The following is a 19,090-nucleotide window of genomic DNA, read 5'->3' as shown; positions in this document are numbered from 1 at the left end:
CTCGATCGCGCAGGTCCACAAGGCCAAACTGGCCAGCACAGGCGAGGACGTGGCCGTCAAGGTCCTGCGCCCCGGCATCGAACGCGCGTTCCGCAAGGATGTGGATGCGTTCTATTTCGCCGCCCGGATCGTCCGGCTTTTCGCCCCCGGTGCGCGCCGTCTGCGCCCGATGGAAGTGATCGAGCATTTCGACGGCGTCGTCCGCGGCGAACTGGATCTCCGGCTCGAAAGTTCGGCGGCTTCGGAATTTGCCGCCAACACGCAGAACGACGAAGGCTTCTGGCTGCCGCCCGTGGTTTGGTCTCTGTCCGCGCGCCGGGTCATGACGCTCAGCTGGGCCGATGGTATCCCGCTGGGTGACAACGCCGCGCTGGACGCCGCCAATCACGACCGCCGCGACCTGGCCAACCGCGTGCTGCGCCTGTTCCTGCTGCACGCCCTGCGCGACGGCTTCTTCCACGCCGACATGCACCAAGGCAACCTCAAGGTCGCCGCGAATGGGGACATCATCGCCTATGACTTCGGCATCATGGGCCATATCGACGAATACACCCGCCGCGTCTATGCCGAAATCCTCTTCGGCTTCATCCGCCGCGACTACAAGCGCGTGGCCGAGGTGCATTTCGAAGCAGGCTACGTCCCGGCCGACGAGGACGTTGATGAATTCGCCCGCGCCCTGCGCGCAGTGGGCGAGCCGATTTTCGGCATGGATGCCACCCATATCTCGATGGGCCGCCTGCTGAACTACCTGTTCGAGGTGACCGAACGCTTCGGCATGGAAACCCGCACCGAACTGATCCTGCTGCAACGCACGATGGTGGTGGTCGAAGGCGTCGCCCGCTCGCTCGACCCGCATATCAACATCTGGGAAGTCGCCCGCCCCGTGGTCGAGGACTATATCAGGCAGTCCATCGGCCCCCGTGCCGCCCTACGGGATTTTGGAAAAACAGCGCTGGTTCTTGCGCGATTCGGCCCACGCCTGCCTGATCTGGTCGAGAACGCCCTGATCGCCCAGACCCGCAACGGTGATCCATCCGGTTCAGATTTCTGGCCCAAGGCCATTCCCGCCGCGATCGGAGCAGCCGCCGGGGCAGTGGCCGTCCTGATCCTTTCGGGCTTTGGCTGAAAGGCGCCGTCGCTTCATCTGGCCAAAAATATCCTCGGGGGGAATCGCGCCCCGGCGCGATGGGGGGCAGACAGCCCCCCTGCCCAGCCCAGGATCAGAGCCGTTCGATGGCGATGGCAATCCCCTGCCCGCCACCGATGCACATGGTGATCAACCCTTTCGACCCGCCGATGCGTTCCAACTCGTACAGAGTCTTCAGCGTGATGATCGCCCCGGTGGCCCCCACCGGATGACCCAGGGCGATGGCCCCGCCATTCGGGTTCACCTTTGCCGGATCCAGCCCCAGTTCCTTGTTCACCGCCAGCGCCTGGGCGGCAAAAGCCTCGTTGCTTTCGATCACGTCGAAATCGCCCGCCGACAAGCCGGTCCGTTCCAACAGGTTGCGCACGGCCGGAACCGGGCCGATTCCCATTACCTCGGGACGAACACCAGCATGGGCATAACCCAGGATGCGCGCCTTGGGCGTCAGGCCGGCTTTCTCGGCGGCACCCGCCGTGGCCAGAACCATTGCCGCCGCACCGTCATTGATGCCCGAGGCGTTGCCCGCGGTCACACGCCCATCCTTCTGGAACACCGGCCGCAGCCCGGCCAGGGCCTCGGCCGTGGTGGCCTTGGGATGCTCGTCGACCTTGAAATCGACCATGTCGCGCTTGACCTTGACCTGCACCGGCGCGATCTGGCTGTCGAAATAGCCCGCCTCGATCGCGGCCGCGGCCCGTTGCTGGCTGGTCAGCGCAAACGCGTCCATCTCCTCGCGCGTGATCTGGTGCTCATCGGCCACGTTCTCGGCGGTGACGCCCATGTGCCCGGTACCAAAGGGGCAGTTCAGCGCGCCCAGCATCATGTCCAGCGACTTGATGTCGCCCATCTTGGCACCCCAACGCGCCTGCGGAACGATATAAGGGCTGCGCGACATGTTCTCGGCGCCGCCGGCCACGGCAAACTCGGCATCCCCCAGCATCAGCGACTGCGCCGCTGACACGATGGCCTGCGCACCCGACCCGCACAGCCGGTTGACGTTCATCGCCGGGGTGCCGTTCGGAATGCCCGCCTGCATCGCGGCAACGCGCGACAGGTACATGTCGCGCGGCTCGGTGTTGATGACATGCCCGAACACCACATGCCCGATCTGGTCGCCTGCGACGCCGGATTTCTCAAGCGCGGCCTTAGTCACGACGGTGGCCAGATCGATCGGCGCGGTCGCGGCCAGCGACCCTCCGAACGTACCGATTGCGGTGCGGGCACCATCCAGAATCACGATGTCGGTCATGTCTCTCTCCTCTTGGATTTGCGCGCAGTATGCACCCGCAGTATGGGCCTGTCGCGCGGGACGTTCCGTCATCGGCGGAATTGACAATTCCCGCCCGGACGCGCAAAAAATTCCGCCATGACGGAAAACTCAGACGATATCCTGACACGCCTGCCCGCCCGACTGAAAGAGGCCCGGCGCGCCAAGGGGCTGTCACTGGAAGCGGTGGCCAACCTCAGCGGCGTGTCCCGGTCGATGGTCAGCCAGATCGAACGCGGCGAAAGCAGCCCCACCATTGCGACATTGTGGAACCTGACACGTGCGCTGAACGTAGACTTTGCCGGGCTTCTGGATGAAGAGGTTCAGGGCGACACAATCGAAGTACTGAAACAGTCCGATGTGCCCAGTATCGACAATATGGGGTATGGCTGTCGGATCGGAATCCTTTCCCCGCCAGAAGATGCCGGTGGGCACGAAGTGTACGATATCTGGTTCGAGCCGGACGGAAAACTGATCAGCCAACCGCATGCAAAAGGCTCTCGTGAACATTTGACTGTTTTGATGGGATCGGTCGAGATTGAATCCGGCACTGCAACTGAGGTTCTGCATCAAGGCGACACAGGGCGTTATGCAGCGGATGTTGCGCACTCGATCACTGCGCATAATGGACCGGCACGCGTTTTTCTAATTGTGAAAACCGGTCGATAGGATCGACCGGCCGCCTGAACAGGCGGCCAGTCCGGATTGATAAATTATTCCTCGTCGGGTAGGTCGTTTGCGCCGCGGGTTCCTCCACGGTTGGAAACCTGGCCGTCTGTACCGGTAATGCTGCTGAGGCTGCTTCCAACATTGCCCCAGCCGCCATTTCCGCCGCCGCTCACCGCCGAAGCGGTTCCTTTGCCTTTGCTTCCAAAGTCTCGACCAAGCGTGGCCGCACCACCTGAAACAGCCCCGGCCATCGACTGAGCAAGCCCACTGTTACCACCACCGGTATTGCCTTTGCCAGGCCCCGCGAAAGCCGCTGTTGCACCGAACATCAGAGCCAGCGCCGCGGCTGATGAAATCTTAATCATATCGTTTCCCTCCCAGTTGATATGCAAATGAATACGCGGCGTGGAAAAAAGCGGATCACATTGAGTTCAGCAAAAAGTTATCACTTAAAGCTTCCTTCAATCCGTAATGTAAGAAAATTTTCCGTAATACTGAAATTCTCCTATTTCGGAAACACATCCGCTATGATAGACACCCGGGAGCTATGGAGGCCCAGATGGCAAATGCATTCCTATCTCACATCACGGACACCCTCTCGCAGATCAAGGCGGAAGGCCTGTACAAGACGGAACGAATGATCACCTCGCCCCAGGGCAGCGAGATCACGGTGGGCGGACGTCAGGTCATCAACCTGTGCGCCAACAATTACCTGGGTCTGGCCGACCATCCGGCGCTGATCGAGGCCGCGAAGAGTGCGATGGAGCCCAAAGGGTTCGGCATGGCCTCGGTCCGGTTCATCTGCGGCACGCAGGACATCCACCGCGAGCTTGAGCATCGGCTGGCCAAGTTTCTGGGCAAGGACGATTCGATCCTGTTCGCGGCCTGTTTCGACGCCAATGGCGGGTTGTTCGAACCCCTGCTGGGACCCGAGGATGCCATCATCTCGGACAGTCTGAACCACGCCTCGATCATCGACGGGATCCGACTGTGCAAGGCCAAACGCTATCGCTACATGAACAATGACATGAACGACCTCGAAGCCTGGCTGAAACAGGCGCGCGAGGACGGTGCCCGGCACATCATGATCGCCACCGACGGCGTGTTCTCGATGGATGGCTACCTGGCCAACCTGCCCAAGATCCGCGAACTGGCCAACAAATACGACGCGATCGTGATGGTCGATGACTGCCACGCCACCGGCTTCATGGGGCCGCGCGGCGCAGGCACGCCGGATCATTTTGGCGTGGACGTGGACATTCTGACCGGGACATTGGGCAAGGCACTTGGGGGGGCAATCGGCGGTTATATCGCCGGGCCGCAGCCAGTGATCGACCTGCTGCGGCAGCGGGCGCGGCCCTATCTGTTCTCGAATTCGCTGCCGCCGTCCATCGTCGCTGCCGGGCTCGAGGCGATCCGCCTGGTCGAAGACGGCGACATGCTGCGCAAGCAGCTGTTCGGCAATGCCAAATACTGGCGCGCCGGGCTGGAAAAGCTGGGGTTCGACCTGCTTCCGGGTGAACATCCGATCATCCCCGTAATGCTGGGCGAGGCGCAGTTGGCGCAGGACATGGCCGCCCACCTGTTCGACGAAGGGGTCTATGTCTCGGGCTTCTTCTTTCCGGTGGTCCCGCGTGGCCAGGCCCGCATTCGCACCCAGATGAACGCAGCGCTGACCCGCGACGAGCTGGACCGCGCCTTGGCGGCCTTTGGCAAGGTCGGCAAAGAATTGGGGGTGATCTGATGCGGCCCAACACGATGAAGGCGCTTGAGAAGTCCAAGCCCGAAGAAGGGCTGTGGATGGTGCAGGCCCCGGTCCCCGAGATCGGCCCCGACGAGGTTCTGATCCGCGTGAAGAAGACCGGGATCTGCGGCACCGACATCCATATCTGGAACTGGGATGAATGGGCGGCGCACACGGTGCCCGTCCCCATGATCACCGGCCACGAATTCGCCGGCGAGATCGTCGAGCTGGGCCGCAATGTGACCGGGTTGAAGATCGGCCAGCGCTGCTCGGGCGAGGGCCACCTGATCGGCACCGACAGCCGCCAGAGCCGCGCGGGCAAGTTCCACCTCGACCCGGGCACGCGCGGGATCGGGGTGAACGAACAGGGTGCCTTTGCCCAATATCTCAAGCTGCCGGCCTTCAACGTGGTGCCCCTGCCCGACGACATTCCGGACGAGATCGGCGCGATACTCGACCCGCTGGGCAATGCGGTGCACACTGCGCTGAGTTTCGATCTGCTGGGCGAGGACGTGTTGATCACCGGCGCGGGCCCGATCGGGATCATGGCCGCCGCGGTGGCCCGCCATGCAGGCGCACGGCATGTGGTGATCACCGACATCAACCCCGATCGGCTGGCGCTGGCGCAGCATGTCGTACCCTCGGTCCGGGCAGTGAATGTGGCCGAGGAAGACCTGCAATCGGTGATTTCCGACCTGGGCATGAGCCAGGGTTTTGACGTGGGGCTGGAAATGTCGGGCTCGCAGGCGGCGCTGGACCAGATGGTCGAGGCGCTGGTGATGGGCGGCAAGATCGCCCTGCTGGGCATTCCGCCCGGCAAATCGCCCGTCGACTGGAGCCGCATTGTGTTCAAGGCGATCACCATCAAGGGCGTCTACGGCCGCGAGATGTTCGAGACCTGGTACAAGATGATCGCGATGCTGCAGAACGGGCTGGATGTCAGCCGGGTCATCACCCATCGCTTTGCCGTCGATGATTTTGCGCAGGGCTTTGCCGCCATGAAGTCGGGAAAATCGGGCAAGGTGGTGCTGGATTGGACCTGACCCTCTGGATAGTTGCCAACGCACCTTCTAGACAGGTGCGCACACATGCCGGGGAGGAAATGAGATGGCCGACAAAGCCAAGGGCGACCGCCCGCTGGAACGCGGAATCGAAGACACGCTGGTGACCGATTTCGCGGATACCCACCGCAAAAGCTATGGCGACTTCCTGCAGCTCAAGACCCTGCTGAACCTGCAAAAAACCTTTCAGGACCCGGCCCAACCCGATGAAATGCTGTTCATCATCATCCACCAGGTCAGCGAGCTGTGGCTGAAACTGATGCACCATCAGCTGGTCGAGGTGCGCCGGTTCCTGCAGCAGGATGAGTTCGGCCCTGCGATGAAGAACCTGGACCGGATCAAGGCGATCCAGCGGCAGTTGATCGCCGCGTGGGAAACCCTGCTGACCATGACGCCCGCTGACTATATGACCTTCCGCAGGGCGCTGGGCAATTCATCCGGCTTCCAAAGCTATGGCTATCGCCAGATCGAATTCATCCTGGGCAATAAGGACACCGCCACTCTGAAGGTGCACGAGCACGACCCCGAAGTGATGGAGATGCTGACCGCCGCCCTGGTCAAGCCGTCGCTGTATGACGAGGTTTTGCACATACTGGCGCGGCAGGGGTTTGACGTGCCGCAGGACCTGTTGGACCGGGACTATTCAAAGACCTATTCAGGTGATCCGCGCATCGTGAAAATCTGGGCCGAGATCTACCGGAACACTGGCCGGTACTGGGACCTGTATGCGCTGGGCGAAAAGCTGATGGATGTGGAATCGCTGTTCCAGCGTTGGCGCTTCGACCATGCGACCGCCGTCGAACGTGTGATCGGCATGCAGCCCGGCACCGGCGGCTCCAGCGGCGTGGCCTTCCTGCGCAAGGCGCTGGACTTGCGGTTTTTCCACGATCTCTATGACGTACGCAGTGACCTGATGTATGGCGGACAGGGCTGAGCCATGCTGTATCGCGGATTTCCCCAAAGCGAGCTGGAACGCGAATACGCGCCCAGTTCGATGATCGGCGGCGACCTTGCGCCCTATCTGGCGGCCTATTCGGCGCTAAGCGCACAGGCACGGTCGCAACTGACGGTGCAAGAGAACCTCGGCTATGGCGAAACGCCCGCGCAGGTGCTGGATTTCTTTCCCGCCCGAACGCCCGGCGCACCGCTGCATGTGTTCATCCATGGCGGCTATTGGCAGGCGCTCAGCCAGCGCGATTCGGCGATGATGGCGCCCGCGCTGGTCGAAAGCGGGCAGGCCTTTGCAACGGTGAACTACACGCTCGCCCCCGACGCGCGGCTGGGTCAGATGGTCGATGAATGCCGGACCGCGCTGCTATGGCTGGCCACCCGGGCCAAGTCGCTGGGGTTCAACGCCTCGCATGTCACCCTTTCCGGGCACAGCGCCGGCGCGCATCTGGCGGCGATGGTCATGGCGACATCGGCCGACCAATTCGCCCGGATAGGCTTGCGGGTGCGCGAAGTCATCCTGATCAGCGGCGTCTACGACCTGGAACCGATCAGCCTCACCCCGGTCAACGATCCGCTGCAGTTGACCCCGGTCGAGCTGCACGACCTGTCCCCCATCCTGAACCTGCCGGCGCCCGGGCCGCGCTATCGGGTCACGGTGGGCGAGCGGGACACCGGCGAGTTCATCCGCCAGAGCCGCGACTATGCCGAAGCGTTGCGCAAGGCCGGCCATGCCGTCAGCTTTGATCTGCAGCCGGGCACGCACCATTTCGACATCATCCTCAAGGACGCGACGTTTCTGAACGACCACCCCTGAAAACGAAAACGGCGGCCCCTGGGGACCGCCGTTTCTTTCGATTTCGGCCGGATCAATCCAGCGTGCGGGTCACTTCCTCGCGCTCGAAGATCTCGATCACGTCGCCGGGGCGGATATCGTCGTAGTTCTCGAACGCCATACCGCATTCCTGACCCGACTGAACCTCGGCCACTTCGTCCTTGAAGCGTTTCAGAGTCTTCAGCGTGCCTTCGTGGATCACCACGTTGTCGCGCAGCAGACGCACGCCGGCCGAACGGCGGGCAACACCCTCGGTGACCAGACAGCCGGCAACCTTGCCGACGCCGGTGACCTTGAACACTTCCTTGATCTCGGCATAACCGATGAACTTCTCGCGGATCTCGGCGCTCAGCAGGCCCGAGGCGGCGGCTTTGACGTCATCCACCAGGTCGTAGATCACCGAGTAGTAGCGGATTTCCACACCCTTCTGGTTGGCGGTGTTGCGCGCCGAGGCATTGGCCCGCACGTTGAAGCCAAAGACCGGAGCCCCCGACGCTTCGGCCAGGCCGATATCGGTTTCGGTGATGGCGCCGACGCCCGAGTGCAGCACGCGCACGCGCACCTCGTCGTTGCCGATCTTCTCCATCGCCTGCACGATCGCCTCGGCCGAGCCCTGCACGTCGGCCTTGACCAGAATGGGCAGCTCGGCCACGTTCTCGTCTTCCTTGGCCTTTTGCATCAGCTGTTCCAGCGTGGTCGCGGCACCGGCGGCGGCGCGCTTGTCCTTGGCGACCTGCGCACGGTACTCGGCGATCTCGCGGGCCTGCGCCTCGGTCTCGGTCACGTTCAGAACGTCACCGGCCTCGGGCGTACCGTTGAGACCCAGGACCTCGACCGGAACCGAAGGCCCGGCTTCCTGGACGCGCTCGCCTTTGTCGTTGATCAGTGCGCGGACCTTGCCGTACTGCTCGCCTACGACGAAGATGTCGCCTTGGCGCAGCGTGCCCTTCTGGACCAGCACAGTCGCAACCGGGCCACGGCCCACGTCCAGCTGCGCCTCGATCACGGCACCTTGTGCGGCGCGGTTCGGGTTGGCCTTCAGCTCGAGGATCTCGGCCTGCAGCGCGATGGCTTCCAACAGATCGTCCAGGCCCTGGCCCGTGATGGCCGAAACCTCGACATCCTGAACGTCGCCGGACATCTTCTCTACGATCACCTCGTGCTGCAGCAGGTCGGTGCGCACCTTGTCCGGGTTGGCTTCGGGCTTGTCGATCTTGTTGATCGCCACGATCATCGGAACACCGGCAGCCTTGGCGTGATTGATCGCCTCGACGGTCTGCGGCATCACCGCGTCATCGGCGGCAACCACCAGAACCACGATATCGGTCACCTGTGCCCCGCGCGAGCGCATCGAGGTAAAGGCCGCGTGGCCCGGCGTATCCAGGAAGGTCAGCGTGGTGCCGTCGTTGGTCTGCACCTGATAGGCACCGATATGCTGGGTGATTCCACCGGCCTCGCCCGACACGACCTTGGTGTTGCGGATCGCATCCAGCAGCGAGGTCTTGCCGTGGTCGACGTGACCCATGATGGTGATGACCGGCGGACGCGGCTGCAGGTCTTCTTCCTTGTCCTCGATATCGGCGATGACGTCTTCGACATCGGCGTCGGACACGCGCACGACCTTATGGCCGAATTCCTCGATGATCAGTTCGGCGGTGTCGGCGTCGATGCTCTGGTTCTGCGTGACCATCATGCCCATGTTCATCAGCGACTTGACGACGTCAGCCACACGTTCCGCCATACGGTTGGCCAGTTCCGAGACCACGATCGTCTCGGGCAGCTGAACCTCGCGGATCACCTTTTCACGCTCGACCGATCCCCCCATGGCCTTCTGGCGCGCGCGCTCCTGCTTGCGCTTCATCGCGGCCATGGACCGCTGACGCCCACCTTCGCCGCCCGAAAGCGCCTGGTTCAGGGTCAGCTTGCCTGAACGGCGGCCATCGTCACGGCCTTTGCCACGGCTCTGGCGCTGTTCGCGCTCGCGGTCGGTCTTGCGCGGCGATTCGGCAGGCGCCTTGCCCGCCGGCGCGGCCTTGGCCTTGGGCGCCTCTTTCGCTGCGGCGGCCTCGGCGGCCGCACGCTGAGCGGCCGTATCGGCCTCCTTGCGCTGGCGCTCTTCTTCTTCCGCCTTCTGGCGCGCCTTTTCTTCGGCCTCGCGCTGTTCGCGCTCCTTGGCCTCCTGTTCGGCGCGACGGCGCTCGCGCTCTTCGGCGCGCGCCTTTTCTTCGGCCTCACGCTTGGCGGCCTCTTCGGCCTCGCGTGCCTTTGCGGCCTGCAACGCCTTCAGGCGCCGCGCCATTTCGGCGTCGGAAATCCCGGCCGGCCGACGCGAAGGATCACCCGCCGGCGCAGCGCCGCCGCTGGGTTTGGTCGCTCCCGGCTTGGGAACCACCACGCGTTTGCGTTTGGTTTCCACCACGACATTCTTGGTCCGTCCGTGGCTGAAACTCTGTTTCACGTTCCCGGGGCGTGCCCCGCCACGCAGACCCAATGTCTTTTTGCCGTCACTATCGCTCATAAAGCTTCTTACCCTTCCGCGCGGCTCTTGCCGCCGTCATCCGTTTCGCGCAAGCCACGCAGGCGCTGCGCTTCCTCTACAACACGTTTGGCGAGTCCGCCAGAGGCGAGCGCCGCATGAATCACCGTTTGGCGCCCAAATGCCTGTCCAAGCTCGTCCGCGGTCAGCCAGCCGATGTATTTGCCGAAATGCGGCGTGCTCAGCTTGGACTTGCCGCGCCCCGACCCGTCAACCGCCTGGATCAGCACCCAGGCCTGTTCCCGGTCCAGCCAGGTCTTGACCTTTTCATAGCCCGCGACCGCGTCACCCGACTTGCGCGCCAGACTGATCAGCTCGACCACCCGGCGCGACAATTGTCGTTCGACCTCGTCCACCAGGTTCTGCGGCACGGTGACCTGCGCCTTGAACCCGCGCGCAAACAGCTTCTTGCCGACAGCCGTATCCAGCGCCTTGCGATCTGCCGAGACATAGACCCCACGCCCCGGCAGTTTCGCCGCGACGTCCGGAAACACCTGACCGTCCGGGCCGGTTACAAAGCGGATCAGGCCGAATTTCGGCTGCACCTCGCCCGTGGCGATGCATTTCCGCTCTGGCCCGTCGGACCGATCTTTATGGACGCCACCGCGACTCATTCACGTCATCCGAGGCCCGAGATCAGGCCTCGGCCTCCTCTTCCACCGTTTCGCCCTCAGCGTCTTCCTCGGGCTGCTCCAGCTCGGCGGGATCGACCCAGCCCAGCATGACCCGCGCGGTCATGACCAGATCCTGCGCCTCTTCCAGCGACACGCCGAAGGGTTCCAAGATACCGTCATCTTTGACCCGCTGGCCATCAACCGTGGTCCAGCCGCCGGCCAGTTCCCAATCGGCGCAGGTGGCGAAGTCCTCGAGCGTTTTCACGCCGTCCTTGGCCAGTGCCTCAACCATCTGGGGTGTCAGGCCTTCGAATTCAATGAGGCTGTCCTCGGCGCCCAGCGCGCGGGCGTTGTCCAGCGCCGCCTTGGCCTGGGCCTCGATAACGTCGCGGGCGCGTGCCTGCAGCTCATGCGCGGTGCCTTCATCGACGCCGTCGATCACCAGCAGCTCGTCCAGTTCGACATAGGCGACCTCTTCGAGGTTGGTGAAGCCTTCCGAAACCAGAAGTTGGGCAAAGAATTCGTCCAGGTCGAGGCTGTCCATGAACAGCTTGGTCCGCGTCTCGAACTCCTTCTGGCGGCGGGCCGATTCCTCGGCCTCGGTCATGATGTCGATGTCCAGACCGGTCAGCTGGCTGGCCAGTCGCACGTTCTGACCACGCCGGCCGATCGCCAGAGACAGCTGTTCCTCAGGTACGACGACCTCGATCTTGCCGGCTTCCTCGTCCAGAACCACCTTGGAAACCTCGGCCGGCTGCAGCGCGTTCACCAGGAAGGTCGGCTGATCCTCGTTCCACGGAATGATGTCGATCTTTTCGCCCTGCAGCTCGTTCACGACAGCCTGCACGCGGCTGCCGCGCATACCGACGCAGGCACCGACAGGGTCGATGGAATTGTCATACGAGATCACGGCGATCTTGGCGCGCGATCCGGGGTCGCGGGCCACGGCCTTGATCTCGATGATGCCGTCATAGATTTCCGGTACTTCCATCTTGAACAGCTCGGCCATGAACTCGGGCGCGGTGCGCGACAGGAAGATCTGGTGACCGCGCGGTTCGCGACGGACCTCCTTGATGTAGGCGCGCACCCGGTCATTGGGGCGATAGCTTTCGCGACCGATCTTGTCGTTGCGGCGCAGAACCGCCTCGGCCCCGCCCAGATCGACGATCACGTTGCCGAATTCCTCGCGCTTGACGGCGCCGTTGATGATGGTGCCGACACGATCCTTGAAGTCTTCGTACTGGCGGTCGCGCTCGGCCTCACGGACCTTCTGCAGGATGACCTGTTTGGCCGACTGCGCGGCGATCCGGCCCATTTCCACGGGCGGAACCTCTTCCTGGAACACGTCGCCCACCTGCGGACCGGTCGAGAAATCCTCGATCGGCTGTCCGTCGCGCAGCCAGACCGCGCGGCCACCCTTGCTGGGCTCGAAATAGGCGCGCGCCTGATCGACGGTCATCTCGGCCTGATAATTCTCAAGCTCTTCCTCATCGACCACGGTGCGGACGCGGGTAAAAGTCGCCTTGCCGGTCTTGCGGTCGATCGACACGCGGATGTCCATCTCGGCGCCGTAACGGCTCTTGGCGGCGCGGGCGAGCGATTCCTCCATCGCTTCGACGACCAGACCGGGGTCGATCATCTTTTCGCGGGCCACGGCCTCGGCGGTCTGCAACAGCTCAAGCTGGTTTGCTGAGGTGATTGCCATCAGTTCGTCTCCTCTTCGGACCCTTCGGTCTCAATCTCGTCGAAAGCGTTTTCGTTCAGGGCGCCGGCATCCTTGCGCTGGCGCAGCATTTCCTTGATCAGGTCATCGGTCAGAACCAGCTTGGCATCGCTCAGCCAGTCGAATTTCAGACCGATGGTGATGGTTTCATCCCCTTGCGGGATGTTGATGAGAACCTCATCCCCCTCGACGCCTGCCAGTTCCCCCTTGAAGCGGCGGCGGCCGTCGATCAGCTCGGCGGTTTCCAGCTTGGCCTCGTAGCCCTCGAACGTCTCGAAATCCTTCAGCCGCGTCAGCGGGCGGTCGATGCCGGGGCTGGACACCTCGAGCGTGTAGGCGTCAAGGATCGGGTCCTCGACATCCAGCGTGGCGCTGACCGCGTTCGAGATCTCGGCGCAATCATCCACCTCGATGCCACCATCGGGCTTGTCGGCCATGATCTGCAGCGTGGTCTGCTTGCCGCTCATCAGGCGGATGCGGACCAACTCATACCCCAGATCCTCGATCACCGGAGTGATGATCTCGGCCAATCGTCGGTCGATCGCCGCCTTGGCTATCAGGTCGTTTGTCATATGGTGCTCTACCCTTCGATCGGGCACAAAAAAACGGGCGCGCGGCCCGTCGAATTTTCCGGTGGAGCCTCGGACCAGAAGTCCGACACGCCGCTGTTGCAATTGCATATACGCAGGACGACCCGAGTCTGCAACCCCTGCCGTCAACCAACCGACAATCGGCGTCGGTTTTCAGGCCGGGTTCAGGCTATCCACCAGCGTTCCGCGATTCGCCCATCGTCCAATGGCGCGCCCCGCCCGATCCGGCGCGGCAGGCCAACGGAGCCGGAGATCGCCAGCGACATCTCCGATTCGCTGGGGAAGAACCGCACATCACCCAAACCACGCAGCCCTTGCGCCGCCGGCAGCACCGACACGTCCACATAACGGTCGCGCAGCGCCTCGGCGCGCACGGCCGGGTCGGGGATCACGATGATGTCGACCGCCTCCAGCCAGCCGGCATGACCATCCTTGTAGTGGCCATCTACCCGGCGCCCGCGGAAATGGCGCCCGTCTTCGGCGCGTTCGACCCGGTAACACCCGGTGCCGTTCGCCTGCTGCAGCGGCGAAACGCTCTGCCCATCGCGGGTGATGACAAACCGGGTATCGGCCAGCAGGAAAGGCAGGCCGGGGTTGGCCTCGGCCAGTTGGATCTGGATGCGGTCCGGCGCCAGGGCTTCGGTGCGCCCGACCTCGGACAGGACCGCAAGAACATCCTCGGCCGTCAGTGCCGCACCGTCGTGAAACACCGCATCCGCACGCAGGTCGAACGTCCAGACCCGGGCCTCGGAATCGGTCTGCCAAGCGGTTGCCAACTCGCCGCGCAGAGTGCCGTCCGGCGCGATCTCGGTCAGGGTGTCGAACACCGCACCCCGGGCCAGCCGGTCCAGGCTGTCGTCACGCGGCACGGCGATGCGCAGCACGCCGCCCAATTTCGGCGTATCCGCCAGCGAGGCCCCCGTCGCGGCCAGCAGGGCTGCGGCGGCACCCGAAGTGAACAGAGCACGGCGGTCGATGCGGGTCATGCCACCTCCTGCGCGGCTCGGTCCATGACGCGCACCAGTTCGGCGCTGATCCCGGGTTCCGACAGGGCGTGACCAGCCTGCCGCACCATCTTCAGCTCTGCCTCGGGCCATTTCTCGGCCAGGCTCCAGGCCGCCTGCGGGGGGCAGATCATATCGTAACGGCCCTGCACGATATGGCCGGGAATATGCGCGATCCGGTCCATCTGATCCAAAATCTGACCGTCATGTTCCAGAAACGCCTTGTTGATGAAATAGTGATTCTCGAGCCGCGCGAAGGTGCGGGCATATTCGCCGGGGCTTTCACCGACGGCCCCGTTCGTGTGGATCGAGGCCAGCGCGTTTTCCCAATGCGACCAGGCGCGGGCGTACAGTATCTCGGTCGCCCGATCGCCCGAAAACAGCCGCTTGTTGTAGGCGCCGATGGTGTCGGACAGCTCCGAGTCGCGCAGCAACGAGGTGAAGCGCGCCCATTGCTCGGGCCAGAACTTGCCGGCCCCGCCGCCATAGAACCAGTCGAGCTCCGCCTGCGTGGCCAGAAACACGCCGCGCAGAACCAGGCGGGTCACCCGGTCGGGATGGGTCTGGGCATAGATCAGCGCCAGCGTGGCGCCCCAGCTGCCGCCGAATACGATCCAGTCGTCGATCTCGAACAGTTTCCGCAGACGCTCGATATCGGCCACCAGGTGCCAGGTTGTGTTGTTCTCGACCGAGGCCGTGGGCCGCGACCGGCCGCAGCCGCGCTGGTCGAACAGAATCACCCGGTAGACCTCGGGGTCGAAATAGCGCCGCATGGCCGGGCTGCAGCCGCCGCCGGGGCCCCCATGCAGAACCACCACGGGAATCCCGTCGGGATTTCCGCATTGTTCCACATAGATGCGGTGCCCGTCGCCCATATCCACCACGCGCTGGTCGAACGGATCGACCGGCGGGTAAAGATATTGCACTGCGCGCTTTTGGTCCGGGTATTTGTCCATTATGGCCCTATATAGTCCTTCAGCGTAAAAGAGCACACGGAGACAGGAATGCAAGCGCATCCGAACACGGTTGACCCGTCCGAGATCGCAAAATTCGAGGCCATGGCCGCCGAATGGTGGGACCCGCACGGGAAATTCAAACCTCTGCACATGCTGAATCCGTGCCGCCTGGACTATATCACACAGCAGATCGCGGGCGAATTCGACCGGGACCTGACGGCAGCGAAACCGTTCGAGGGCCTGCGCTTGCTGGATATCGGCTGCGGCGGCGGGCTGCTGAGCGAGCCGATGGCGCGGCTGGGCGCCGATGTCGTAGGCGCCGACGCGGCCGAGCGCAACCTGCCCGTGGCCCGAATCCATGCCGAACAATCCGGCCTGCAGATCGACTATCGCCACACCACCGCCGAGGCATTGGCCGACGCGGGCGAACAGTTCGACGTGGTCCTGAACATGGAGGTGGTCGAGCATGTGGCCGATCCGCTGGCCTATCTGACCGCCACGCAACAGCTGCTGAAACCCGGCGGGCTGGAAATCTGTTCCACCATCAACCGCAACCCGAAATCCTATGCGATGGCGATTTTCGGGGCCGAGGTCGTCATGCGCTGGCTGCCGCGCGGCACGCATGAATGGTCCAAGTTCATCACCCCGGACGAGCTGTTCGATCTGCTGCGCCAGGCTGGTCTGGACCCGGTGGACCGCAAGGGGTTCGTGTTCAACCCGATCACCTGGAGCTGGTCGATCTCGGACCGGGATCTGAGCGTGAACTACGTCACCGCCAGCGTGAAGCCGGGCTGAGGCCTATTCCTCTTCCAGTTTCATGCGCAGGTCGCGCAGAACCGGCAGGGTCGCGCGCACACGCTCAAGGCCCAGTTCGCCCACGACCCGGTTGATCAGAGGTGCGATAGCCGAGATCGCCTGATCGCGCGCCCGTCGGCCTGCGGGGCTGATCGCCACCATCTTGCGGCGGGCATCGTCCCAATCGGGGCGGATGTGGATGTATCCGGCCCATTCCAGTTTGGCCAAGGTGTTGGTCATCGCCCCACGGGTCACATGGAATGTGCGGGCCAGTTGGGCAGGCGTCCGCTCGCCCCCCACGAACACCAGGTGGTTCAGCACCGAGAAATGCGAGATTTCCATTCCCTTGGGCAGAACCCGGCTCAGCCGGTTCCGCAGCAATTGGTCCGCAGTCAGGATCTCGCTGAACAGCGCGACCGCCAGGGCGTTGGTTTCGTCAGTCATTACCCGGCTCTGGATCAGGGCCCGTCGAACGGGCGAACATGTGTCAGGGACGGCACGCGCCGCCATGCCTCTGTAACAGACCTATCATCCAGATCAAAAAAGTGAATGCCGGTCTGAGTGCCTGCGTCGATCAGCACCTCGCCCCAGGGCGATACGACCATGCTATGCCCATGGGTATGGCGCGTTTTGCCTCGGGTTTTGGGGTGTTCCCCGGTCTGCGCGGGGGCAATGACCCAACAGCCGGTCTCGATGGCGCGGGCGCGCAGCAGCGGTTCCCAATGGGCCGCGCCGGTCACCGGAGAGAACGCCGCCGGAACCGTCAGGATCGTGGCCCCGCCCTGTGCCAGCGCGGCGTGCAGATGCGGGAACCGGATGTCATAGCAGATGGTCATGCCGACCTTGCCGAAGGCGGTCTCGGCGATGACCGCCCGCGACCCGGGGCGATAGCTGGCCGATTCGCGAAAGGTCTCAGTCTCGGTGACCTGCACGTCGAACATGTGGATCTTGTCATAGCGCGCCACGATCCCGCCCTGCGGGTCGATCATAAAGGACCGGTTGGCGAACCGCCCGTCGGCGTCATGTGTCTTCAGCCCCAGCGATCCGATCAGCAGCCATACGCCCAATTCCGCCGCCTGTTCGCGCAGGCCCGCCAGGGTGATGTCGTCTTCTTCGTGCTGCAGCACCTCGCGCTGGCGCGTTGCGCTGGTCGAGACGCAGTTGGTGACCTCGGGCGTCAGGATGAACCGCGCGCCCCGGTCCGCGGCCTCGGCCATCATGGCACGCACCATGTCCAGGTTCGCGGCCGGGTCGTCCGACGAGGTGATCTGCAGCAGGGCGGTTTTCATCAGGCGGCCAACAGTGGGTCCAGCTTGCCGGCCTGTTCGAGTTCGTACAGGTCGTCGCAGCCACCGACATGGGTGTCACCAATGAAGATCTGCGGCACCGTGCGCCGTCCGCCCGCCCGCTGGATCATCTCGGGCTTGCGTTTGGGGTTCATCAGAACGTCGATCTCCTCATAGGCGACGCCTTTCTGATTCAACAGCCGTTTGGCCGCGTGGCAAAAGCCGCACAGCGGCGATGTATAGATGACAACCGGTTTCATGGTCCGTTCCCTTGGATTTCGCGCAATCTAGGGGGAATTAGGCATCCTTGGCAACGCGCGCCAGTACCAACACGGAAATATCATCCGCCCCGGCCACCCGGCAGGCGCGGGCGCAGGCCGCCAAGGTCGCGCCCGATGTCATCACGTCATCGACCAGCAGCACGTGGCGCCCCTTCAGGCGGTCCGCCCGCCTCGGATGCACGGTGATCGCATCGCGCAGCGTTTCGGCCCGCTCGGCGGCCGTTTTCCCTTCCAGCGCAGGGGTGCGCCGGCTGCGTAACAGCAGGTCAGGGCAAACCGGCAGCCCGACCGTCTTGCCCAGATGCTGCGCCAGCAGCGCCGACTGGTTGTACCGACGCTTCAACAGGCGCGACCAGTGCAGTGGTACCGGCGCAATCAGCATGCCCGGCCGGACCAAGGCCCGCCCGGCCCCGGCCATCCATTGCGCCGCGGGTCTGGCGAGTTCCGTCCGGTCGCCATGTTTCAGTGCCAAAACCAGCGCCCGCGCCTTGCTAGCGTACAGCAGCGCCCCGCGCCCCTCGGACCAGGGTGGCGGCTGACGCATGCAGTCATCACATTCGACCCGGTCGCCGTCGTCCTCGCCCGGCAACGGGACGCCGCAGCTGGCACAGACCATCCCCCCGATGAACGGCGTCTCGCGCCAGCATGGCCCACACAGCCCGAAATCCGACTCGGTCATCTCGCCGCAACCGATGCAGCGCGGAGGGTACACGACCTCGATGGCGGTTTGAATCCGCTGCCATATGCGATAACTGCGCCCTATGGACCAATCCGCAGCCAAGACACCCTCATTGTTTGACCGATCCGCCCTGGCCGCGCATCGCGCCCGGGCCCGGGACGACGCCCTGTTCTTGCACCGCGCCGCCGTCGACGAGGTGCAGGATCGCCTTGCCGTGGTTAATAAAACCTTTACGGCGCCCGCGATCGTGACCCCTTTTGCCCAGGTATGGGCAGGCGTTCTGAACGGCACGCGCATCGTGCCTGATGACGAGGTGCTGGACCTGTCCTCGGGCGCGCATGATCTGGTGATCCACGCCATGGCTTTGCATTGGGCCAATGACCCGGTTGGACAGCTGATCCAATGCGCCCGCGCCCTGAAACCGGACGGGCTGTTGCTGGTGGTCTGTCTGGGCGGCGAGACGCTGCACGAATTGCGGGCAGCGCTGGGTCAGGCCGAGATTGAGGTGACCGGCGGGCTCAGCCCCCGTGTCGCGCCGATGGCAGAACTGCGCGACCTTGGTGCCCTGCTGCAACGCGCCGGGCTGGCCCTGCCCGTGGCCGACCGGGTGCCGCTGACGGCGACCTACCGCGACCTGTGGCACCTGATGGCCGACCTGCGCGCCATGGGCGAGGCCAACGCGATGACCGAACGGTTGAAATACCCCACGCGCCGGACCGTGTTTCAACGCGCACAGCAGATCTATGCCGAAAGCTTCACCGCCCCCGACGGGCGCCTGACGGCAACTTTCGAGCTGGTCTGCCTAACCGGCTGGGCACCGGATGCCAGCCAGCCCAAGCCGCTGCGGCCCGGTTCGGCCCAGGTCAGCCTCGCCCAAGCCTTAGGCACGAAAGAAGGCAAACTGTCCGATTGACCCCGCGGTCGATCCGATTAATTCAGGCACTTACGGAAAAAC

20 protein-coding genes are annotated in these 19,090 nt (G+C 63.9%); 8 read left to right on the top strand and 12 right to left on the bottom strand.

Going from position 1 to position 19,090, the window contains the following annotated elements:
- Window positions 1–1,126: AarF/UbiB family protein (locus AC2FNS_RS13430; protein WP_496803879.1), on the top strand; the 1,126-nt coding region annotated here is incomplete at its 5' end.
- 94 nt (window positions 1,127–1,220) lie between these two features.
- Here the strand turns inward: AC2FNS_RS13430 and AC2FNS_RS13425 are convergent.
- Complete coding sequence (locus AC2FNS_RS13425; RefSeq protein ID WP_480722334.1) at window positions 1,221–2,396, bottom strand: acetyl-CoA C-acyltransferase family protein; 1,176 nt, start codon at window positions 2,394–2,396, stop codon at window positions 1,221–1,223.
- 117 nt (window positions 2,397–2,513) lie between these two features.
- Here AC2FNS_RS13425 and AC2FNS_RS13420 point away from each other — a divergent pair, with 117 nt between their 5' ends.
- Complete coding sequence (locus AC2FNS_RS13420; protein WP_496712199.1) at window positions 2,514–3,083, top strand: helix-turn-helix domain-containing protein; 570 nt, start codon at window positions 2,514–2,516, stop codon at window positions 3,081–3,083.
- 44 nt (window positions 3,084–3,127) lie between these two features.
- On the opposite strand, the gene AC2FNS_RS13415 is transcribed toward AC2FNS_RS13420, so the two are convergent.
- On the bottom strand, window positions 3,128–3,448 hold the full coding sequence (locus tag AC2FNS_RS13415) for a hypothetical protein (protein WP_496683782.1): 321 nt from the start codon (window positions 3,446–3,448) through the stop codon (window positions 3,128–3,130).
- 194 nt (window positions 3,449–3,642) lie between these two features.
- On the opposite strand from AC2FNS_RS13415, the gene AC2FNS_RS13410 reads away from it, so the two are divergent.
- From AC2FNS_RS13410 to AC2FNS_RS13395, 4 genes are all read left to right on the top strand, one after another.
- Window positions 3,643–4,827: a glycine C-acetyltransferase gene (locus AC2FNS_RS13410; RefSeq protein ID WP_496712200.1), complete on the top strand. Its 1,185-nt coding sequence runs from the start codon at window positions 3,643–3,645 to the stop codon at window positions 4,825–4,827.
- A 14-nt stretch (window positions 4,828–4,841) separates the two neighbouring features.
- A complete protein-coding gene (gene tdh, locus AC2FNS_RS13405) occupies window positions 4,842–5,870 on the top strand; it encodes an L-threonine 3-dehydrogenase (protein ID WP_496683816.1) in 1,029 nt (342 codons plus the stop codon).
- A 64-nt stretch (window positions 5,871–5,934) separates the two neighbouring features.
- Entirely contained in the window at window positions 5,935–6,822 is an 888-nt protein-coding gene (locus tag AC2FNS_RS13400) for a tryptophan 2,3-dioxygenase (RefSeq protein ID WP_496797685.1), read from the top strand.
- A gap of 3 nt (window positions 6,823–6,825) precedes the next feature.
- Window positions 6,826–7,653, top strand: a complete 828-nt coding sequence (locus tag AC2FNS_RS13395; protein ID WP_496712203.1) for an alpha/beta hydrolase — start codon at window positions 6,826–6,828, stop codon at window positions 7,651–7,653.
- Between the two features lie 52 nt (window positions 7,654–7,705).
- On the opposite strand, the gene infB is transcribed toward AC2FNS_RS13395, so the two are convergent.
- The 6 genes from infB to pip all read right to left on the bottom strand — a co-directional run bounded on the left by infB (window position 7,706) and on the right by pip (window position 15,094).
- Window positions 7,706–10,189: a translation initiation factor IF-2 gene (infB, locus tag AC2FNS_RS13390; protein WP_496712204.1), complete on the bottom strand. Its 2,484-nt coding sequence runs from the start codon at window positions 10,187–10,189 to the stop codon at window positions 7,706–7,708.
- Between the two features lie 8 nt (window positions 10,190–10,197).
- Complete coding sequence (locus AC2FNS_RS13385) at window positions 10,198–10,821, bottom strand: RNA-binding protein (RefSeq protein ID WP_496680463.1); 624 nt, start codon at window positions 10,819–10,821, stop codon at window positions 10,198–10,200.
- Window positions 10,822–10,843: 22 nt separating this feature from the next.
- Window positions 10,844–12,526, bottom strand: coding sequence for a transcription termination factor NusA (gene nusA / locus AC2FNS_RS13380; RefSeq protein ID WP_496727650.1), 1,683 nt, complete (start codon window positions 12,524–12,526; stop codon window positions 10,844–10,846).
- Entirely contained in the window at window positions 12,526–13,116 is a 591-nt protein-coding gene (gene rimP / locus AC2FNS_RS13375) for a ribosome maturation factor RimP (protein ID WP_496797495.1), read from the bottom strand. The genes nusA and rimP overlap by 1 nt, the downstream gene beginning before the upstream one ends.
- A 182-nt stretch (window positions 13,117–13,298) precedes the next feature.
- Window positions 13,299–14,120, bottom strand: coding sequence for an ABC transporter substrate-binding protein (locus AC2FNS_RS13370; protein WP_496712766.1), 822 nt, complete (start codon window positions 14,118–14,120; stop codon window positions 13,299–13,301).
- Window positions 14,117–15,094, bottom strand: coding sequence for a prolyl aminopeptidase (pip, locus tag AC2FNS_RS13365; RefSeq protein WP_496712764.1), 978 nt, complete (start codon window positions 15,092–15,094; stop codon window positions 14,117–14,119). The genes AC2FNS_RS13370 and pip overlap by 4 nt, the downstream gene beginning before the upstream one ends.
- Before the next feature lie 48 nt (window positions 15,095–15,142).
- Between pip and ubiG the strand changes: the two genes are divergently transcribed.
- Entirely contained in the window at window positions 15,143–15,889 is a 747-nt protein-coding gene (gene ubiG, locus AC2FNS_RS13360; RefSeq protein ID WP_093963628.1) for a bifunctional 2-polyprenyl-6-hydroxyphenol methylase/3-demethylubiquinol 3-O-methyltransferase UbiG, read from the top strand.
- A 3-nt stretch (window positions 15,890–15,892) separates the two neighbouring features.
- Here ubiG and AC2FNS_RS13355 read toward each other — a convergent pair whose 3' ends face one another.
- Genes AC2FNS_RS13355 through AC2FNS_RS13340 form a run of 4 tightly spaced genes read right to left on the bottom strand, consistent with a single transcriptional unit; the run spans window position 15,893 to window position 18,237 of the window.
- Window positions 15,893–16,333 (bottom strand): MarR family winged helix-turn-helix transcriptional regulator, encoded by a 441-nt coding sequence (locus AC2FNS_RS13355; RefSeq protein ID WP_093963629.1) that lies wholly within the window; start codon window positions 16,331–16,333, stop codon window positions 15,893–15,895.
- A gap of 14 nt (window positions 16,334–16,347) precedes the next feature.
- A complete protein-coding gene (locus tag AC2FNS_RS13350; RefSeq protein ID WP_496803878.1) occupies window positions 16,348–17,178 on the bottom strand; it encodes a carbon-nitrogen hydrolase family protein in 831 nt (276 codons plus the stop codon).
- Window positions 17,178–17,435 (bottom strand): glutaredoxin 3, encoded by a 258-nt coding sequence (gene grxC / locus AC2FNS_RS13345; RefSeq protein ID WP_005979317.1) that lies wholly within the window; start codon window positions 17,433–17,435, stop codon window positions 17,178–17,180. The genes AC2FNS_RS13350 and grxC overlap by 1 nt, the downstream gene beginning before the upstream one ends.
- 37 nt (window positions 17,436–17,472) lie before the next feature.
- Window positions 17,473–18,237: a ComF family protein gene (locus tag AC2FNS_RS13340; protein WP_496712760.1), complete on the bottom strand. Its 765-nt coding sequence runs from the start codon at window positions 18,235–18,237 to the stop codon at window positions 17,473–17,475.
- Between AC2FNS_RS13340 and AC2FNS_RS13335 the strand changes: the two genes are divergently transcribed.
- Window positions 18,218–19,048, top strand: coding sequence for a methyltransferase domain-containing protein (locus AC2FNS_RS13335; RefSeq protein WP_496797496.1), 831 nt, complete (start codon window positions 18,218–18,220; stop codon window positions 19,046–19,048). The genes AC2FNS_RS13340 and AC2FNS_RS13335 overlap by 20 nt on opposite strands.
- The last annotated feature ends 42 nt before the right edge of the window (window positions 19,049–19,090 follow it).

The organism is Ruegeria sp. BHSA191 (genome assembly GCF_059613325.1).
Note: the sequence above shows the minus strand (reverse complement) of the source record. Positions and strands in the feature narration are given on the sequence as shown.